Raw genomic sequence first — 18,098 nt, 5'->3', positions numbered from 1 at the left:
TTTTGACTCTATTGTCAGCTCTTTTATAAGTGAAACGACCTCTAAGTGAGCAGGATGTGTTGCGTAAGTTTTTAAACCTGATTCATGTTCAAATGTTGCATAAAGAGATAAATCCATAGCTCTTGGCGATTGATTAAAATCAATTCCAACTTCCATACTTTTAAGAGTATCTATCTCCTGCACCAAATTTTCAAGTCTCTTTTTTACAGTTTCTAAATTTGCTTTTTTATTTTCATCTTTAAATTTAAACATTACCATATGTACAATCATAATAAGAACCTTTTTTATAGAAATTTTATTTAAAATTTTATAATTATTAGATAAGATATTTTATGAAAGAATTATATGGCGTTGGAATTTTATTTTTTTATTTTTTAAAGTGGCCGATAGTGCTTGGCTATCCCTATCTTCGTTTGCACGGTTTATCTCAAAACTATATTCTTGATGCTTTGTGGCTCTATTGTCTTTTTTTAATATTTAAAGACTTCTATATGATGCTTCAGAAAAAAAAAGATAACGACAAAAATTCTAAATAAAACTTTTCCAAAAATACTCAGCAATAATGACAATAAAAAATATACCTAAAAAGTTAAGTATGATGCCATAACGCATCATATCTTTCACACTTACTACGCCGCTGCTCATAGCTATTGCGTTTGGTGGCGTTGCTATTGGAAGCATAAAGGCATAACTTGCACATAAGGTTGCTACCATCATAAATAGCCTTGTATCTATGCCAGCTTGCGATGATACAGAATAAATCACAGGTAGCATTATAGAGATAAGTGCTGTATTTGAAGTTATTTCTGTTGTAAATGTTATTAAAATAGCTACACTAAAGAGAAGCATAATAGGCGATAATGAAGTCATACTCAACAAATATGTCGCTATTTCATCAGCCAAACCACTACTGCTAAAAGCTTTAGCTATAGAGAATCCTGCACCAAATAAAAACATAATAGCAAAAGGAATCTGCTTGCTGTCTTCATCCCAATCAAGAATTTTGAAAGGAGAGATGAAGAGTAAAATGCCAAAGAAAAGAAGTATAGCACTTTCACTCATTCCTAAACCATTCCAATAGGGTCTTATTGGGGCATTTACAAAGAGTACAACAATAAGTCCAATCATTAAAAAAAGCACTCTTTTTTGAGTAGCGTTTAATTTTTCACTTTTAATCTCTCTTTGTATAACAATATCCCCTACACCTACGCTTAAAAGCAGACTCACACTAATGAGCATTACAAATGAGAGCGGGGCAACCATCATCATCCACTTAAAGAAGGGAATGAGTTGCATATGATTATCTTGCATAATTCCTAAAAGTATAAGATTTGGAGGAGTACCAATAGGTGTTAAAATACCACCAATACTTGCTCCATATGCAATTGCCAAAGCAAAACGCATCTGTAACTTTTTATTTTTAGTTAAAAAAAGGGCAATGGGCATAAGAAGCAAAGTTGTTGTTGTGTTTGAGAGAATAGAGCTTAAAAGTCCCGTCGTAATAGAGAGTGAAAATATCATTCCTCTAGGTGTCGATGGAAACAGAGAGAGCAGTTTGTCGGCAATATGCATATGCAATTTACTTTTTTCAACCGCAATGGCAAGTAAAAAACCGCCTAAAAAGAGATAAATTATAGGATTTGCATAGTTTATAGTAGTGGCTTTTGTAGAGATTATACCAAAAGCAGGAAAGAGAACAATAGGTAACAAAGAGACAACACCCAATGGGAGTGCCTCATTTGTCCACAAGATTACGAGCAGCGCAATAATTCCTAAAAGCTCACTTTGGGTATTACTAAACGCAGTGCATCCCAGTGCGTATACAATCACACCTACTATTATCGAAAAAGCTATCTTTAGAAGTTGGTTTTTATCTAAAAGCATCTTTTTACCTCCTATATTAGACTTTTTTCAATGTGTTAGCAAATCCCTAAGACTTTCATGTGGATCTTTGCCCTCAAGTGTCAAATAAACCTCTTTTGCAATAGGAAGATAAAGATGGTTTTTTTGTGCAATTTCATGCAGGGCATAAGTTGTTCCAATACCCTCTGCAACTTCACCAAGAGTATCAATGATCTCTTGCTGCGTTTGTAATTTTGCAAGTCCCAAACCTACTCTAAAATTCCTACTCATTGTTGAAGAGGCCGTTAAAAAGAGATCACCTGCACCGCTTAAACCTATAAAACTCTCCTCTTTGGCACCATAAGCCAACCCAAAACGCTGCATCTCTACAAGTCCACGAGAAATGAGTGCTGCAGCTGCATTATTGCCAAGTTCCAGTCCCCTGCAAATACCCGCAGCAATTGCTATAACATTTTTATATGCACCAGAAATCTCAGCCCCTATAACATCAGTTGAAGTATATGTTTTTATAAAAGATGGAAAAAGAGCACTAAAATCTTTAGCTAACTTTTCATCTGATGCATTAATTACAAGTGCTGTAGGAAGAGACTGTATCACTTCTGTTGCAAAGGATGGTCCAGATAAAAAAGCAATATTCTCAGATGGAACATACTTTGCATAAATTTCATTCAAAAATTTTCCACTTGAAGCTTCTATACCTTTTGAAGCAACTAAAATTTTCTGTCCATTAAAAACAAAAGAGTTCTCTAACCAGCCTGCCACCTGCTGTGCCGGCACTGTAATAACAAGATACTCACAAGCAAGTGCATTCTCAAGAGAGACAAAATTTTCTATATCACGCGGTGTTCTTGAAGTTATGCAAACACTACTTTTTTCACTCAAAGCATATGCTAATGCACTGCCCCATTTACCCGCGCCAATGACTCCAATTAACATATCTCTTGCTCCCTATTATTTTTTCAAATTCAGTAATATCATTTTCATATCCAACTACGACTAAAATATCTCCACTTTGAATTACATACTCTTTCATCTTTTTAGAATAGATAAATTCACTTTTCATATCTTCATGAATCAATGATAAAATAATAACACCATGATAGCGTGTCCAATCAATACTCACCAACTTATGATTATCAAGTTTACTCTCTGTATCAATTTTAATTTGTGCAATTTTAAGACTACTCTCTTCATAAAGAATATTACTTAAAATCTTACTAGAAATTGGTTTTTCAAGTATATTTGTAATAATATCGGCCGTTGTCTCAACAAGTGGTATCACTTTATTTGCGCCTGCCATCGAGAGTTTATTTGCACTCTCACGATTAAGCGCTACAGCAATAATCGCTAAATCTGCAAAATTTGAGCGTAAAGATATTGTCAAAAAAATATTTTCTGCCATATCTTGTAAAACACAAAAAGCAATTGACTCTTCAATATTAATATCTTCACCAATACCTTTCCAGTCATCACTCAAATCAAATTTTTCCACTTCATATGGAGAATCATCATCGACATCTTCTAAGGCAAAAATACGGATATTACTGTATGTCTTTTTAACATTTGAGATGATCTCATGCGCATATTTATTATGTCCAAAAATTAAGGCTGTTCTTTTACTCACTACGAACCTTTGTATGAAGATACTTTTCAAACTCTCTTATAAACATAGAATAACCAACGACTAAAAGATAATCCCCTACTTCTAAAATTGTATCATCAAGTGGATTAAAATAAAATCTCTCTTTGCTTGTTTTATAGATACCAAGCAATACAATCCTGTAATTTTTGTTATCTAATTCAGAAACAGTAGCAAAATTATCAACTATTCTCTGTGTTATACCTAGTTCATCAATTTTTACATTTGCATGTTCACTTCTGAGTTCATGAATCACTTCAAACGCAACAGGTACTCCCACTAACTCTTTTGTAATAAGACCAACCAACTCTTGAGGGTAGACAATTTTATTTATCCCTGCAAATTCTAATTTTTTACGATTTTTATCATTTATAAGTAGTGATAGAATTTCCACATCTTTACTTAGAGAGCGTATTGTCAAAGCCGAATAAACATTTTCTACATCATCTTCATTTAAACATAAAATATGCTTCACCTGCTTTTCCAGGTTTATATTTATCTTTTTATAACTCTCAACACTTCCAGGATCATAAGCAAGAGCAACAAAACCATCTTTAATTGCTTTTGAAACTGCACTTTCATACTTATCAAGTATAATAATTTTATTTCCTGCCTTGCTAAGTTTTTTAGCAACTGTACTTGCTACATCACTATAACCACAAATAAGATAAAGTTTTTTTAATTTAGCAATGCCCTCTACTGTTTTTATCTCTTTAATCTCATCAAGTTTTTCAGTAAAAGCAGAGACAAAAAGCGAAGTAGTAAATGCTAAAACAGCAACACCAGAACTAATTACCAATATAGCGACAAATCGTCCCTCATTTGAGACGGGAGTTATATCACCATAGCCAACTGTAGATATAGTTACAATTGCCCAATAAACTGCCTTATATAAACTAGTTATTTGTGAATTTGCTTGGTTTGCTTCCATCACATAGATCAATACAGAAGATATAAAAACTACAACAAAAGCAAATATAGCTAAAGTTAAAAATTCAAATTTTTTCGTTGCTAAAATAGAGGTGATAATTTGAATACTCTTTGCATAACGAAAGAGTTTAAAAACACGAAAAAGTATAAATATTCTAAGAACTCTTAATTCATGGAAAAAAGGCATAATGGCTAGGAAATCTATAATAGCCTGAGGGGATAGCATATAATGAATTTTTACTAAAAATGCCTCTTTTAGTGCCTTTGAAAGTCGAACATCACGGAGCAGGAATGAATCATATTCTGCCCGTTTAACAATGATTTTACTTACACTGCTATTTACCCATAAACGCAGCAGATACTCCACCAAAAAGAAAAATGAGACTATATAATTACTAAAAAAAAGAAGAAAATCATCTACATGATATTTCACTTCCCTAATTAAAACTGCCACACTGATAAAAATCAGTATAATCATAAATATATCTATAAATTTCTTATATTTATTTTTATCATTTTCTAATATATCATAAAAAAAACGCTTTCTTTTTTGATATGTACTCGATGTATCAAGATAATAAGCAATATCTAGTACAATATCTTTTAGCATCTTTTAGCCTAATTTCGCTTTTAGAATTTCATTTACAACTTGAGGATTTGCACTTCCTTTAGAAGCTTTCATAACCTGCCCTACAAAAAAGCCAAAGAGTTTCTCTTTTCCATCTTGGTACTGCTCCACTTTTTCTGGATTAGCATTAATAATTTCATCACATATTGCTTCAATGGCACCCATATCGGTTACCTGTTTAAGTCCAAGTTTATCAATAGCATCATCCACAGAGACCTCTTCATTTTCCATCAAGAAGTCAAGCACCTCTTTTGCAGCTTTTCCACTAATAGTTTTATCATCAATTCGCTTCACAAGAAATCCAAGTTTTTTAGCATCTACTGCAGAGTTCGTAATATTCACATCTCCTTTTAGACGACTTGGAAGTTCAACACTCAACCATGTTGTAGCAGTTTTTGCACTTACGCCCTCTTCACTCATCATGGTCTCAAAAAAGTTTGCCGTCTCAACGCTTGATGTTATAACTGCAGCGTTATATTCGCTCATACCATATTCACTTATAAAACGCTCTCTCTTTGCATCTGGAAGTTCTGGAATTTTTGTATATTTTTGTATCATCTCATCAGTTACGACACATTTAAGCAGATCTGGTTCTGGAAAATATCTATAATCAGCAGCTTCTTCTTTTCCTCTCATAGAACGAGTCTCTTGTTTTACAGAATCAAAAAGACGCGTCTCTTGAAAAATTTCTTGCTCATAAAGCCCATCTTCCCACGCTTCACTCTGCCGTGCCACTTCAATCTCAATCGCTTTTTGAATAAATTTAAAAGAGTTAATATTTTTAATCTCAACACGAGTATAAAGTTTTTCATCTCCTTTTGGACGGATGGAGACATTTACATCTACACGAAAACTTCCCTCTTGCATATTTGCATCACCAATATCAAGATAACGGATGATGGAATGGAGTTTTTTAAGATATAAAATCGCCTCCTCAGCACTTCTCATGTCTGGTTCACTTACTATTTCAAGCAGTGGTGTTCCTGCACGGTTTAAATCTACTTTAGATATATCACCATCATGAATATTTTTACCAGCATCTGCTTCAATATGTGCGCGATTAACGCGAATAACTTTATTTGAACCATCTTCAAAATCAATTTGCAATTTTCCATGTTCTACAATAGGCGTATATAGTTGTGTAATTTGATAAGATGAAGGGCTGTCTGGATAAAAGTAGGATTTTCTATCAAAGTAAGAGACTCTATTTATAGTTGCATCTAATGCAGTACCTAGCATAATAGATTTATGAACGACCTCTTTATTTAAAACAGGAAGTGCTCCAGGAAGAGCTAAACAAGTTGGACAAACATTTGTGTTTTGCTTATGATTAAAACTCGTAGCACACGAGCAAAAAAGTTTTGTTTTTGTATTTAATTGTACGTGGACTTCAAGCCCAATAACTACTTCAAACATAGGTATCCTTAGATAAATTAATTAGACTTATTTTATCTAAGTTATTCTTTAAAAGATGTTATTCACACTCTTTTGCGTAGATTTTTTCTAAAAGCTCTGTCTGTTTTTTTGACTCCTCAAGAGTACATTTTCTAACTTCGAAGCTATCTAAAAGTAGTATTAAAAAAAGAGAAATTATTGTAAAAAGAAGCGTCGCAAAAAGTGCTATGGCTATGCCAAAAGCAATGAAGATTTTAAATATAAAAAGAGCACCAAATAGGACTATTGCCCATGATGCTCCAAGCAAAAAACTAATTATTCGTTGATAAATATCTTTTTGCATTTAAAAAAAGCTTAGTGCTCTTCTACTATAATCGCACCAGCAAGGTAAACATAAGTAAGCATCATAAAAATGAACGCTTGCAAAAATGCTCCAAATGTAAGTAGTGCAAAAGGAATCAATGGTAAAACCCAAGGAACAAGCATCAAAATTACTGCTAAGAACATATCATCACCCTTGATATTACCCATTAAACGGAAACTAAGAGAGATAATACGAGAAAAGTGAGAAACAATTTCAACTGGGAACATCAACCATGCTAACCACCAAACTGGACCAGTAAAGTGTTTAAAGTATTTAATAACACCATGCGTTTTAATACCAACAAAGTTGTAGTAAACAAATACAGTAAGCGCCAAAGTCAATGTCATATTTAAGCTAGATGATGGTGCTTCAAAACCTGGAACAATTCCAATAAGATTTGCAATACCTACAAACAGACCAATAGTAGCAACTAATGCAAGATATTTACGAGCATGTGCTCTACCCATTACATCAATTCCCATTTCAAGAACACCCTTAAGATAAGCTTCCATCAAGTTCTGAGTACCTTTTGGTACAAGTTGTAGATTAGACATTGCAACTTTTGCCAAAAATATTGCGATAAATGCAGATAAAAGCATGTGTGTTAGAAATAGAAAATTATGATTTTCTGATATTACTCCAAAAAAAGTAAACAATTCACCCATAGGCGCACTCCCTTGTCTTTAAAAATTACTGCAATTATAATCAAATTAGCATTAAATTATTATAAGTCTCCCTATAATTTCTATAGAAATTTTATTTAGCGTACTCTATGGCTCTACTTTCTCTAATAACATTTACTTTAATTTCACCAGGATATTGCACTTTATCTTCTATCTCTTTGGCGATTTCTCTTGCTAAGAGTATGGATTCATCATCATTAACAAGTACTGCGTTTACAATAACCCGAACCTCTCGACCTGCGTTTATTGCATAAGCTTGTCGTACACCACTATGTGTAGAAGCAATCTCTTCTATCTCTGTAACACGCTTCAAAAAGCTCTCTAGCACTTCACGCCTTGCACCTGGTCTAGCAGCAGAGAGTGCATCAGCAGCACACACAGCACCACACTCTATAGAATTTATCTCTTGCTGTCCATGATGTGCAAATATAGCATTAATTACTACCTCATTTTCATTATATCGACGACAAATTTCTGCACCTAAATCTACATGATTTCCATCGTGGTCATGTGTCAAAGCTTTGCCAATATCATGCAATAATCCTGCTCTTTTTGCAAGAATTGGATCTCCGCCCATTTCGCCAGCCATTACACCTGCTAAATGTGCTACTTCAAGAGTATGCGCAAGTGCATTCTGCCCATAACTCGCACGATAACGCAGACGACCTATAAGCTTTACTAACTCTGGATGCATTACACCTATATTCATATCAGCGAGTAACTCTTCACCTTCATTAAGTATTTTAGACTCAAATTCATCTGATACTTTTTTAAATATCTCTTCTATTCGCGCAGGTTGAATACGCCCATCTGCAACAAGTAGCTGAATTGTTTTTGTTGCAATGGCACGGCGATAAAGATTAAAACTACTTACAAGTATTGCGTTTGGCGTATCATCAATAATAATATCTACACCTAAAAGCGTCTCAAGAGCTTTAATATTTCGCCCCTCTTTGCCAATAATACGACCTTTAAGTTCATCATTATCCAAATGAACAAGATTCGTCAGTCTCTCAGATGCAAATTCCCCAGCAAATCGACTTGTAGCCTGTGCCAATATATAATTTGCCTTGCGTTCAGCCTCTCGCTTAGCTTCATTCTCATACTTTCTAACAATATGTGAAATCTCACCACGCATTTTCTCTTCTATCTTATTAAATAGTTCTGTTTTAGCCTCTTCTTGTGTTAGTCCAGCACAATGTTCCAATGTATGTAAAACATCATCTATTGATTTTTCATATTTTTCTTTTAGTGATATTAGTGACTTTTCATTTCTCTCTAAATTAATTTTTTGTGCATTTATCTGATGTAACTGCGTTTGAATTGTATGTTCTTCTTCGCTTTTATATCTTGCAAATTCCTTTTCATTTCGAATAATTTCATCTTCTCTTTGAGAAAAATCAGCTCTTGCTCTCTCTTTTGCACTGTCAAATAATTTTTGTGCATCTAGTTCAATCTCTTTTGCTTTGAGTCTTGAACGGTCTAATAGAGTTTGCGCTTCATTTTCAATAGCTTTTGCTTTTGCAGTAGCCTGATCGACATAAATATCAAAATTTGCACCAGTAATTTTTTTAGAGATGAAAAAACCCACTACACCACTTACAATGGCAGTTCCGCCACCCAGCAGTATTTCGTTTAACATCTTTTAAATCCCTTTTTCTATAAAGTCATAGCAACCTGTTTTTTATCATTTTTGTTGGAGTAATAAGTAAATCACAAGTAATATCATGTGCATCACATAGAGTTTGATGTGTAGAACATAATTCTTCTTGTACAAAAATAGTATATGGTTTTACTTTTAATTTTTCAAAGAAACGGTCATACATTCCTTTTCCATACCCAACTCTTTGAAAATTTCCATCTACCCCAACTACAGGAACTATAGCTATATCAATTTTATTTATATTTTTTGTTGTATTTCCCGCTTCTAAGATTCCAAATTTCTTTTTATGTAGCGGTAATCTAAATGGTACCATCTTAAAACTTGAACCTTCCATAAATGGAATATATACTTCATGATTTTTTCGTAAAACTTTTAAAGATTTCACTACATTCGCTTCATTTTCAAGAGGATAATAAAAAAGAATTTTTAAGCGTTTGTTAGTTTTATTCAAATGTAAAATAGTTTCTAAGAGCTTTCCATTAAGCATTGCTGTTTTATATATCCTGTTATGTTTATCTGCTTTTTTCATTTTTTTTATGCATTTAGTCCGAAAACTGCTTTTTGTAAGTATCATATTAAATCTTTATCGCTATAATTAGACTTCTTGCCAAACTCCTATAAGTCTCAGAGAGATAAAAAGCAGTAAAATTGTGCAAAATAAATTTTTATGCCTAGCTGTAGCTAAGGATAAAATATTTTTTTGTGCAAGATTGCTACTTTTTATCTCTCCCGTAGGGCATAAAGAAGAGAGCTTTACTCTGCGTTAGATAACCTCCACCGTAGCTACGGCTACGCTGAAGAACATCTGCCTTGATTAAAACTCTCTTCTTTATGCTGAGACCTATAGGAGTTTTACAAGAAGTCTATTTACGACATTTTACACAAATAAACATATAAAAGGCAAAAAATCATGTCAAAATTTTCAATTTTAACTTCACTCCTCGCTGTAACACTACTGTTTCAGGCTTGTTCTAAAGAGGACAAATCACACGATACAACTAACAAAGCTAATCAAGAGGCAAATGCTCTACTCGCTACAAATCAGTTTGTTTTAAAGTCATTAGATAATAAAGAATATATTATAGAAAAAAAAGCAGATGGATTTGCACTCAAAGGCGCAAAAGGAAAAGTGATAATACTTGATGTTTTTGCAACTTGGTGTCCACCTTGTCAAGCAGAAGCTTCTCATCTTGCATCACTACAAAAAAAGTTTAAAAATGATATTAAAGTTATAGGGGTGACAGTTGAAGAGAACATACCAAATAAAAAACTTGAAAATTTTAGAAAACAATTCGGAGCTACTTATACCTTGGTAAACTCTAGTGACAATATGCGTCTCATAAATGAAATAGCAGCAAAATTAAAAATTGGAAGAAATTTTGGTATTCCATTAATGGCTCTTTATAAAGATGGAAAACTGGTAAATTTCTATCAAGGTGCTACAGAAGAGGAATTCATAGCGAGTGACATTAAAAAGGCTCTGGGAAAATAGATGTTTGGATTCATCAAGAAATCGCTTGGCAAAACTGTTGATGCGATTAAAACTGTAGCTCCAAAGAAAAAAATATATTTTTCTAAAGATGAACTTGAAGATATTTTACTTGAAGCTGATGTTGAGTATGCTCTTGTTGAAATAATTTTAAATGAGATATATCAAGAAAAAATTACTCGTGATATATTGCGCTCAAAACTTTTAGCAACACTTTCATATACCTCTTATAAAGAGCCAGAGTACACTGCTCCTTTTGTTGAGCTTATAGTCGGTGTAAATGGTGCAGGAAAAACAACAACCATTGCAAAACTTGCTTACAAATACCAACAAGATGGGAAAAAAGTTATACTTGGTGCTGGAGATACTTTTAGAGCAGCGGCCATAGAACAGCTTACACTTTGGGCAAATAAGCTAAATATTCCCATTGTCTCTTCAAAACAGGGACATGATAGTTCTGCTGTTGCGTATGACACCATAGACTCTGCAAAAGCAAAAGGTTTTGATAATGTCATCATAGATACTGCTGGTCGGCTACATACACAGACAAACTTGGCAAATGAACTGAAAAAAATAAACCGTATTTGTGACAAAGCACACCCGGGCTCACCACATAGAACTATTTTGATTATAGATGGTACACAAGGGAACTCTGCTATTTCTCAAGCAAAAGCATTTGATGAGATGATAGGCATTGACGGTATTATTATTACCAAACTTGATGGAACTGCAAAAGGTGGTAGTATTTTTAGCATCGCTTACGCACTTAAACTTCCTATACTTTATGTAGGTACGGGCGAACAGCCTGAAAACTTAACTCCTTTTGATAAATATGAATTTGTAGATGGTCTTTTGGATGCACTCTTTGAAGAGACAGTAACAGTAGAAGAAAAAGAAGAAATACAAACGCAGCAGGAAACAGTTACGCAAGAATCTGTTCAAACTGAGATTGAAGAAGATAAAACTGATAATAAAGATGAAGAAAATAATATAAAAGAGCAAACACTCGAAACTTTTCTAAAAGAGGAGCGTCTTGTATTTGTAAAATATATCTCAGATTCAAAGGCATTGGTAAATTATGCCAATACACCAGTCGATACTACCATCCAATACTCCAACGGAACTTGGAGCTATCTAAAATAAAATATGACATCTTGTCATATTTTTTCAAATCCTCTCTCTTTTCTTGTACAATAAATCACTAAACTTAAAAGCAAGGCAAATCAATGGCTAAGAAAAAAATACTATTTGAGTGTCAACACTGTGGACTCACCACTCCAAAATGGATGGGAAAATGTACAAACTGCGGTGCGTGGGATAGCTTTATAGAGCTTAATGAGCAGCAACAAGAGGTGGTTAAACAAACAAAATCCACTCTAAGTTCTTCTGCTAAAGCTATTAGTATTAATGAAATTATAGAGGAAGAAGTTTACAGGTTTTCTTCACTTGATGATGAGCTTGACAATGTTCTCGGTGGTGGTATTGTCCCTGGTTCACTTACTCTTATTGGTGGTAGTCCTGGAGTTGGAAAATCAACCCTACTTTTAAAAGTCGGTGCAAATATTGCTTCAACACAAAAAGATGTTCTCTATGTAACAGGAGAAGAGTCTGCAGGACAGATAAAACTACGGGCAAACAGACTAAATTCAAATCATAACTCTCTTTATCTTTTAAGTGAAATAAGACTTGAGCAGATTTTAGTAGAACTTGAACACCGTAGATATGATTTTCTGATTATTGACTCTATTCAGACAATTTATAGTGAAAACATAACTTCTGCACCAGGTTCTGTTACCCAAGTACGCCAAATTACTTTTGAACTTATGCGTATTGCAAAAGAGAAAGATATAGCTATTTTTATTATTGGGCATATCACAAAAGAAGGGTCCATTGCTGGTCCTCGTGTACTAGAGCATATGGTAGATACCGTTTTATATTTTGAGGGTGACTCATCACAAGAGTTACGAATTTTACGAGGATTTAAAAATCGTTTTGGTGCGACAAGCGAAATAGGTGTTTTTGAGATGAAAGCAGAAGGATTGGTATCGGCAACAGATATAGCTTCACGATTTTTCAACAGAAATTCGCAACAAAGTGGCTCTGCTCTTACTGTCATTATGGAGGGAAGCCGTCCTATCATTTTAGAAGTACAGGCACTTGTTTCAGAGTCCCATACTCCAAATTCAAAGCGTCAAGCTACTGGATTTGACAACAATCGCTTAAATATGCTCCTTGCCCTACTAGAAAGAAAGCTTGAAATTCCGCTCTCTGGTTATGATGTTTTTATAAATATAACAGGGGGTATAAAAATTACAGAAACGGCAGCAGATTTAGCGATACTTGCAGCAATTATTAGTAGTTTTAGAGATAGAGCTATCTCTAAAGAGACCATTTTTATAGGAGAGGTCTCACTTGTTGGAGATGTACGAGAGGTATATGCTCTTGATGCCCGTCTTAAAGAGGCAAAAATGCAAAATATTACAAAAGCCCTTGTATCAAAAAAACCTCTTGAGAAAACAGCTATGAAAATATTTATAGTTGATGAAGTGACAAAACTTTTAGAGTGGTATTAAATTTATAAATTTAAACTTTTATTTGTCTGTTTCATTGTATAATTACCTAATTATGCACAAAAGGTAAAAAATGATAGATGCTGAGTTTAGAAGTGAAGAGAGATTTTCAAGATTGGCACTGGGGTACAACTCAGAAACTGAAAAAGAGGTTGTACAAACAGAGGTCGAAAAAGCAATTAAAAAATGCGCTTTAACTCCTGAAATGTACACGACAAAAGTTTCAAGTGGTAAAGAAGTTTTAATTATAGAATATCATGATGATTGCAACCGAGAAGCGGGTCCAATATTTGAAGATATAGTCAAATCTTTAAATGTTAAAGAGTGTAGTTAGAGTAGGAGTATTATATGAATATGGCAGAATATGCAGAAGGGAATAAACTTTTTAAAACTTATTTTAAGAAGAATAAAGAATCTCTGCTAAATCTTGTAGAAAATGGGCAGGCACCAAAAGCACTTTTTATAGGCTGTTCCGATTCTAGGGTAATTCCAGATATGATAATTCAATCTAATCCAGGGGATTTATTTGTTATACGCAATGTTGGAAACTTTGTGCCACCATTTAGTCCCGATGAGGATTTTCACTCAACAGCTTCAGGTATAGAATATGCAGTAAGTATATTAAATGTGGGGGAAATCATTATTTGTGGACATACACATTGTGGAGCCTGCCAACATCTTTTTGAAGACATTGATGATACTCCCAATCTTATTCATACAAAAAAATGGTTAGAGCTTGGAGAGAGTGCTAAAAAATCAGCAATACTCAGTCTGGGAATAAACGCTCCTCAAGAAGAGTTATTGCGTTTAACCGAAAAATTATCAGTCATTAAACAGATAGAAAATATTCTAACATATCCAAATGTTAAAGAGAGATTTGAAGCTAACGATTTACATATACATGGTTGGTATTATGATGTTGAAACTGGAAACATTGAATATTATGATGCAGATACTTACGAGTTTTTACCACTCAAAACATTAATTTCACATAGTGATAAATCATAATTTCAGGGAGTAAGAAATGGCTAAAGAAGAAGAAATAGAAGAATCTGAACAAAAAGAGAAAAAATCAAGTAGTAATATGCTAATGATTATTATTATTGTAGTCTTAGTTTTAATCATTGTTATAGGGGCAGTTGTCGCAGTTTTACTTATGGGTGGAGATGAAGAAGCAGCTGATACAAGTACACCTCAAGCAAAAGAAAAAAGTGTAGATGCACCAAAAACAAAACATATTCAAAATGCTTCTGTAGATAATGAAAGACCTTTGGATGAAATTGGAATTCTCTATCCACTTGACACTTTTACTGTAAACCTAAAAAGTGATTCAGGAAGAAGATACCTAAAAACTACAATATCACTCGAACTTAGTGGTCCAGATTTAAGTACAGAACTTGATACAAAAAAAGCAGTTTTAAGAGACAGGATTATTAGAATATTAAGTTCAAAAACGCTAGAAGAGGTCTCTTCAAGAAAAGGGAAGCAAAAATTATCTGATCAGATTATGAATACTTTAAATGCTATGATTACTAAAGGGCAAATAAAAGGCATCTATTTTACTGAATTTGTTATTCAGTAAAATTTTGAGAACAACAGTTATTGTACTAATGCATAAATATTTTTCTTTTCTTATTTTTCTTATTGCTTACCCTTTATTGGGTAATGATTTATCCTCTTGTTACTCTGTGCAACTAAAAAGTGTTTCACGGTTAAAGCAGCTAACGCTGCAAGTGCCCGATGGCTGTCAAGAGATGCAAATTTCTTCTTATGCCACATGGCGATGCGGCTGTTTTGAGACGGCAAGACAGGCGAAAAAAAGTCTCCTAAATTATAAGCACAAATATCCAAATGCAATTCTTGTACAAACATATAGGTACCGCTTTGACAAAAGTCCTGCTCTCACAAAAAAACCTACACCAAAAACAGAAGAGCTTACAAGTAAAAATGATTGGAATATTAGTACAAAACTTTTTAACGAAAATCTCTCTTTTTATAGCAATTCTTTGAAACAGACAGATTATTTACAAAATAATTTCTATGCAGATATACAGAAAAACCAAAAAAACATACAAAACACTTTTGAAAATCAATCTGATTTTTATGGTCTTTCTCTGCAAGGAAAATATGAACAGTATCTCAATCAAAACTATAGATTTCGTGAATATACTGATTATGAATATGATTTAAAATTACAGTTTGATCTTTTCAAAAATGGTTATTTTGAGCACAAAAAAGCAAATAATATCGCTCTTAAACAAGAGAAAATTGCATACTTACAAACATTCTCTTATGTTTTAAAAAATAATTATGATGAACAGCTACTTATTGCAAACGCAGCGCTTCAAGCAATCAATATAAAATACTATACACAACTAACTGCACTTTACAAAGAAGCACTCAAGCATCGAAAAAGCAGCTATATCAATGCTTTAAGTACACAAGATGAGTTAGAAGCACTCGAACAAAAGTATAATCGTTACAATAAAACAGCCAGAATATATGCACAGCATAAAAAATTACCTCTACCAAATAAAGCTGTAGTATTGCTAGGTAAAATTGGACAATTCAAACTCCAAAATAGTGAAAATATCCTCAAACTTGCAAAAAAGAACAATCCTAACACTGCCTTACAAAAAGCCCGTTTTTCACTATTAAATGAATCACCTTCTTATAGTGACAATGTAAAACTTAGTTTATATGCTCACAGACGAGTTGTTGATGAAATGGGATGGTATAACACTATCGGAGTTGAAGGAAAACTTCCACTTGACTTTACAAGTAATGAAGAACAAAAGGTCGCACAGCTTGAACAACACTCTAATGTTCTTGCACAAAAAAGCTTTGAAAATATAGTTCAAAACAAGCTTACACAGCTCATACAAAACTTTTCAGACCTACAGCAGCTTATAGTAATTGACAAAGATGATATTCATTATTTTCAAAAAAGGGTCGAGCGCTATAAAACTATACAAAACAATACCATTCCAAATCTCAACTATAATCCTGAGGATAAAATAATCAGCCTCTCTCAGCAGCTCATAGACCTAAAATTTCAAATAGCTCTAAAAAAAATAGAACTATTCAAAACACTCGGCAATATCGCTTACCTTAGCAATACTCCCGACATCTCACTACTTATAAAAGGGCATCAATGATACCTGCATCCATCACATCCCAAGCAAATTGCCAACGAAAATCACATCGTCTTACTATTCCTATTCAAGTAATTATTGAAGAAAAAAGCTATCGGCTCAACAACTGGTCTGCAAACGGCTTTCAAGTCGAAAATCTAGAACTTGAGCTTAAGATTGATGAGATAGTAGATGCTACGCTTGTACTACCTACAGGTGGTGCTTCTATTCTTTTAAATGTCAAAGCGCGTTTACGCAATATAAATCATAAGCTCTATGGATTTGAGATTACTGAAATTACAGAGAGAAACTCCCGTGTTTTACGCCACTATGCCTCTTTAGCCATTGATGGTAACTACAACCATATTGATGATCTCTCAAGTGATCTTTTTATGATGGATGTTGCTTCTCCCATCAAAGAGCCTATTGCTTTAACAGATAAAGAGTCAAAAAAAGTACACAGAAGTTTTCTAAAAAGGGTGTACTTCTATGCTGCGTTTGGACTACTCTTTATTGCTCTCATCTTTACCACTTTTTTATACAACTATCTTATTGTTGCGCACAGCACAGGACTTATCTCGGGAAATTCTCACAACTACAATGCACCAAAAGATGGGCTTTTACAATCTCTCTATGTCAAGAACAATCAACATATAGCAAAAGGAGAACTCCTTTTTGAGATGGATACAAAAAATGAGAAAAAACTACTAGAAAATAAAAAACGACAACAGCAACTGCTAAAAAAACAGCTGCATAGTGCAAAAAAACTACTCACGCATATTAATCACACTATCGCTCAAAAACGAGTACAGATGCAATCTTTAGGTAAATTGGAAAAAGAGAAAATTTTAAGCACAAAAAAAGCAGCCGAATCAAATTACAAAAGAGCCCTATACCTCTATAAAAGACATCTTATTACAAGTAAACAATTTAGTGAGATGCAAAACCAATATCTGCACTTTAAAGCACAATATGACAATATATTTCTGCATCAAAACATCCCCACGAAGAATAGCCTTTTAGTAGATCAGGCATATATTAAAAGCCAAGATCAAAAAATTGCTCTACAAAAGCTTATTGATAAAATTGCCATCGATATGAATCTCAACAAAGATGATATTACAAGTTTACAAAAAGATATAAACGCAAGTATTGTGCTCTCCCAAGAAGATGCCATTGTGCATAATATTTTTCATAAAGCACACAGTTATGTAAAGTTTAGCGACAATATTCTAACCCTAGAGACACTCCAACAACCTTATATTCTTACAAAACTACTCTCTTCACAGATAGACAATATCTATTTAAAAGAACCTTGCTTAATCTATTCCAAGCGTCTCAACAAGTTTTTTAATGCGCATGTCGTAGGAATCGGTTACTCTATAACTCAAGGCAGCACAACAAATACAGTAGAAATATCACAAAATGAAATTCCGATTCGTATTGCCTTTGATGATCCTTCTGTGCATTTTCATCTTAATGAGTATCTTAAAGTCTACTTTTTAAACTCCTCAGAGTTTGCAAAAAAAGCTTTTCGAATACTTCCACAAAATCTTATTTTACTATAAAGAACAGATATGAGACGATTTGGACATGAGAGTGCTTACCAATCTTTTGTAAAACCGGCACTCTTTTACTTTTCGCTTTCAATGGTACTGATCTATATCTCTTTTCCATATATGAGCCACATACATAAGAGTATAATCATAGGCGCTGCATTTATAGGAAGCTGGCGTTATT

At 33.6% G+C, this 18,098-nt stretch carries 17 protein-coding genes and 1 pseudogene; 8 read left to right on the top strand and 10 right to left on the bottom strand.

The genetic code is table 11. The features are described 5' to 3' along the window. The 10 genes from MVY38_RS10490 to MVY38_RS10445 form a co-directional block, all read right to left on the bottom strand. The coding region (locus tag MVY38_RS10490) for a Dabb family protein (RefSeq protein ID WP_297485968.1) at positions 1 to 270 on the bottom strand (270 nt) is incomplete at its 3' end. Between the two features lie 258 nt (positions 271 to 528). Next, positions 529 to 1,884 carry a DASS family sodium-coupled anion symporter gene (locus tag MVY38_RS10485; RefSeq protein ID WP_297485965.1) on the bottom strand — a complete coding sequence of 452 codons (1,356 nt, stop codon included), beginning with the start codon at positions 1,882 to 1,884 and terminating at the stop codon, positions 529 to 531. 27 nt (positions 1,885 to 1,911) lie between these two features. Further along, positions 1,912 to 2,799, bottom strand: coding sequence for an NAD(P)H-dependent glycerol-3-phosphate dehydrogenase (locus MVY38_RS10480; RefSeq protein WP_297485962.1), 888 nt, complete (start codon positions 2,797 to 2,799; stop codon positions 1,912 to 1,914). Then, on the bottom strand, positions 2,771 to 3,487 hold the full coding sequence (locus tag MVY38_RS10475; RefSeq protein ID WP_297485960.1) for a TrkA C-terminal domain-containing protein: 717 nt from the start codon (positions 3,485 to 3,487) through the stop codon (positions 2,771 to 2,773). The genes MVY38_RS10480 and MVY38_RS10475 overlap by 29 nt, the downstream gene beginning before the upstream one ends. Next, a complete protein-coding gene (locus MVY38_RS10470) occupies positions 3,480 to 5,042 on the bottom strand; it encodes an ion transporter (RefSeq protein WP_297485958.1) in 1,563 nt (520 codons plus the stop codon). The genes MVY38_RS10475 and MVY38_RS10470 overlap by 8 nt, the downstream gene beginning before the upstream one ends. Positions 5,043 to 5,045: 3 nt before the next feature. After that, a complete protein-coding gene (gatB, locus tag MVY38_RS10465) occupies positions 5,046 to 6,476 on the bottom strand; it encodes an Asp-tRNA(Asn)/Glu-tRNA(Gln) amidotransferase subunit GatB (RefSeq protein ID WP_297485956.1) in 1,431 nt (476 codons plus the stop codon). Between the two features lie 58 nt (positions 6,477 to 6,534). Continuing rightward, positions 6,535 to 6,798, bottom strand: a complete 264-nt coding sequence (locus MVY38_RS10460) for a hypothetical protein (protein WP_297485953.1) — start codon at positions 6,796 to 6,798, stop codon at positions 6,535 to 6,537. An 11-nt stretch (positions 6,799 to 6,809) separates the two neighbouring features. Further along, positions 6,810 to 7,484, bottom strand: coding sequence for a F0F1 ATP synthase subunit A (locus MVY38_RS10455; RefSeq protein WP_297485950.1), 675 nt, complete (start codon positions 7,482 to 7,484; stop codon positions 6,810 to 6,812). Positions 7,485 to 7,575: 91 nt separating this feature from the next. After that, positions 7,576 to 9,144, bottom strand: coding sequence for a ribonuclease Y (gene rny, locus MVY38_RS10450; protein ID WP_297485947.1), 1,569 nt, complete (start codon positions 9,142 to 9,144; stop codon positions 7,576 to 7,578). A 25-nt stretch (positions 9,145 to 9,169) separates the two neighbouring features. Continuing rightward, positions 9,170 to 9,739: a 5-formyltetrahydrofolate cyclo-ligase gene (locus MVY38_RS10445; protein ID WP_297485944.1), complete on the bottom strand. Its 570-nt coding sequence runs from the start codon at positions 9,737 to 9,739 to the stop codon at positions 9,170 to 9,172. 336 nt (positions 9,740 to 10,075) lie between these two features. Here MVY38_RS10445 and MVY38_RS10440 point away from each other — a divergent pair, with 336 nt between their 5' ends. The 8 genes and pseudogenes from MVY38_RS10440 (at position 10,076) to MVY38_RS10405 (ending at position 17,926) form a co-directional block, all read left to right on the top strand. Next, on the top strand, positions 10,076 to 10,657 hold the full coding sequence (locus MVY38_RS10440) for a TlpA disulfide reductase family protein (RefSeq protein WP_297485942.1): 582 nt from the start codon (positions 10,076 to 10,078) through the stop codon (positions 10,655 to 10,657). Continuing rightward, a pseudogene (ftsY, locus tag MVY38_RS10435) lies at positions 10,658 to 11,521 on the top strand (signal recognition particle-docking protein FtsY); the annotation flags it as partial. It abuts the gene before it with no gap. Positions 11,522 to 11,880: 359 nt separating this feature from the next. Then, entirely contained in the window at positions 11,881 to 13,227 is a 1,347-nt protein-coding gene (radA, locus tag MVY38_RS10430; protein WP_297485939.1) for a DNA repair protein RadA, read from the top strand. 70 nt (positions 13,228 to 13,297) lie between these two features. After that, positions 13,298 to 13,558: a hypothetical protein gene (locus MVY38_RS10425; RefSeq protein ID WP_297485936.1), complete on the top strand. Its 261-nt coding sequence runs from the start codon at positions 13,298 to 13,300 to the stop codon at positions 13,556 to 13,558. A gap of 14 nt (positions 13,559 to 13,572) precedes the next feature. Beyond that, positions 13,573 to 14,232: a carbonic anhydrase gene (locus MVY38_RS10420; RefSeq protein ID WP_297485934.1), complete on the top strand. Its 660-nt coding sequence runs from the start codon at positions 13,573 to 13,575 to the stop codon at positions 14,230 to 14,232. Positions 14,233 to 14,248: 16 nt separating this feature from the next. Continuing rightward, on the top strand, positions 14,249 to 14,806 hold the full coding sequence (fliL, locus tag MVY38_RS10415; RefSeq protein WP_297485932.1) for a flagellar basal body-associated protein FliL: 558 nt from the start codon (positions 14,249 to 14,251) through the stop codon (positions 14,804 to 14,806). 28 nt (positions 14,807 to 14,834) lie between these two features. Continuing rightward, positions 14,835 to 16,382 (top strand): hypothetical protein, encoded by a 1,548-nt coding sequence (locus MVY38_RS10410; RefSeq protein ID WP_297485929.1) that lies wholly within the window; start codon positions 14,835 to 14,837, stop codon positions 16,380 to 16,382. After that, on the top strand, positions 16,379 to 17,926 hold the full coding sequence (locus MVY38_RS10405; RefSeq protein WP_297485927.1) for a biotin/lipoyl-binding protein: 1,548 nt from the start codon (positions 16,379 to 16,381) through the stop codon (positions 17,924 to 17,926). The genes MVY38_RS10410 and MVY38_RS10405 overlap by 4 nt, the downstream gene beginning before the upstream one ends. Positions 17,927 to 18,098: the final 172 nt, after the last annotated feature.

The sequence above is a fragment of the Sulfurimonas sp. genome (assembly GCF_027056685.1).
In the GTDB taxonomy this organism is placed as follows: domain Bacteria; phylum Campylobacterota; class Campylobacteria; order Campylobacterales; family Sulfurimonadaceae; genus Sulfurimonas.
Note: the sequence above shows the minus strand (reverse complement) of the source record. Positions and strands in the feature narration are given on the sequence as shown.

Excerpts from the sequence above, each read along its gene's own strand:
- MVY38_RS10485 (WP_297485965.1), bottom strand. The coding sequence starts at position 1,884 with ATGCTTTTAGATAAAAACCAACTTCTAAAGATAGCTTTTTCGATAATA.
- MVY38_RS10480 (WP_297485962.1), bottom strand. The coding sequence starts at position 2,799 with ATGTTAATTGGAGTCATTGGCGCGGGTAAATGGGGCAGTGCATTAGCA.
- MVY38_RS10470 (WP_297485958.1), bottom strand. The coding sequence starts at position 5,042 with ATGCTAAAAGATATTGTACTAGATATTGCTTATTATCTTGATACATCG.
- gatB (WP_297485956.1), bottom strand. The coding sequence starts at position 6,476 with ATGTTTGAAGTAGTTATTGGGCTTGAAGTCCACGTACAATTAAATACA.
- MVY38_RS10460 (WP_297485953.1), bottom strand. The coding sequence starts at position 6,798 with ATGCAAAAAGATATTTATCAACGAATAATTAGTTTTTTGCTTGGAGCA.
- MVY38_RS10455 (WP_297485950.1), bottom strand. The coding sequence starts at position 7,484 with ATGGGTGAATTGTTTACTTTTTTTGGAGTAATATCAGAAAATCATAAT.
- rny (WP_297485947.1), bottom strand. The coding sequence starts at position 9,144 with ATGTTAAACGAAATACTGCTGGGTGGCGGAACTGCCATTGTAAGTGGT.
- MVY38_RS10445 (WP_297485944.1), bottom strand. The coding sequence starts at position 9,739 with ATGATACTTACAAAAAGCAGTTTTCGGACTAAATGCATAAAAAAAATG.
- MVY38_RS10440 (WP_297485942.1), top strand. The coding sequence starts at position 10,076 with ATGTCAAAATTTTCAATTTTAACTTCACTCCTCGCTGTAACACTACTG.
- radA (WP_297485939.1), top strand. The coding sequence starts at position 11,881 with ATGGCTAAGAAAAAAATACTATTTGAGTGTCAACACTGTGGACTCACC.
- MVY38_RS10425 (WP_297485936.1), top strand. The coding sequence starts at position 13,298 with ATGATAGATGCTGAGTTTAGAAGTGAAGAGAGATTTTCAAGATTGGCA.
- MVY38_RS10420 (WP_297485934.1), top strand. The coding sequence starts at position 13,573 with ATGAATATGGCAGAATATGCAGAAGGGAATAAACTTTTTAAAACTTAT.
- fliL (WP_297485932.1), top strand. The coding sequence starts at position 14,249 with ATGGCTAAAGAAGAAGAAATAGAAGAATCTGAACAAAAAGAGAAAAAA.
- MVY38_RS10410 (WP_297485929.1), top strand. The coding sequence starts at position 14,835 with ATGCATAAATATTTTTCTTTTCTTATTTTTCTTATTGCTTACCCTTTA.
- MVY38_RS10405 (WP_297485927.1), top strand. The coding sequence starts at position 16,379 with ATGATACCTGCATCCATCACATCCCAAGCAAATTGCCAACGAAAATCA.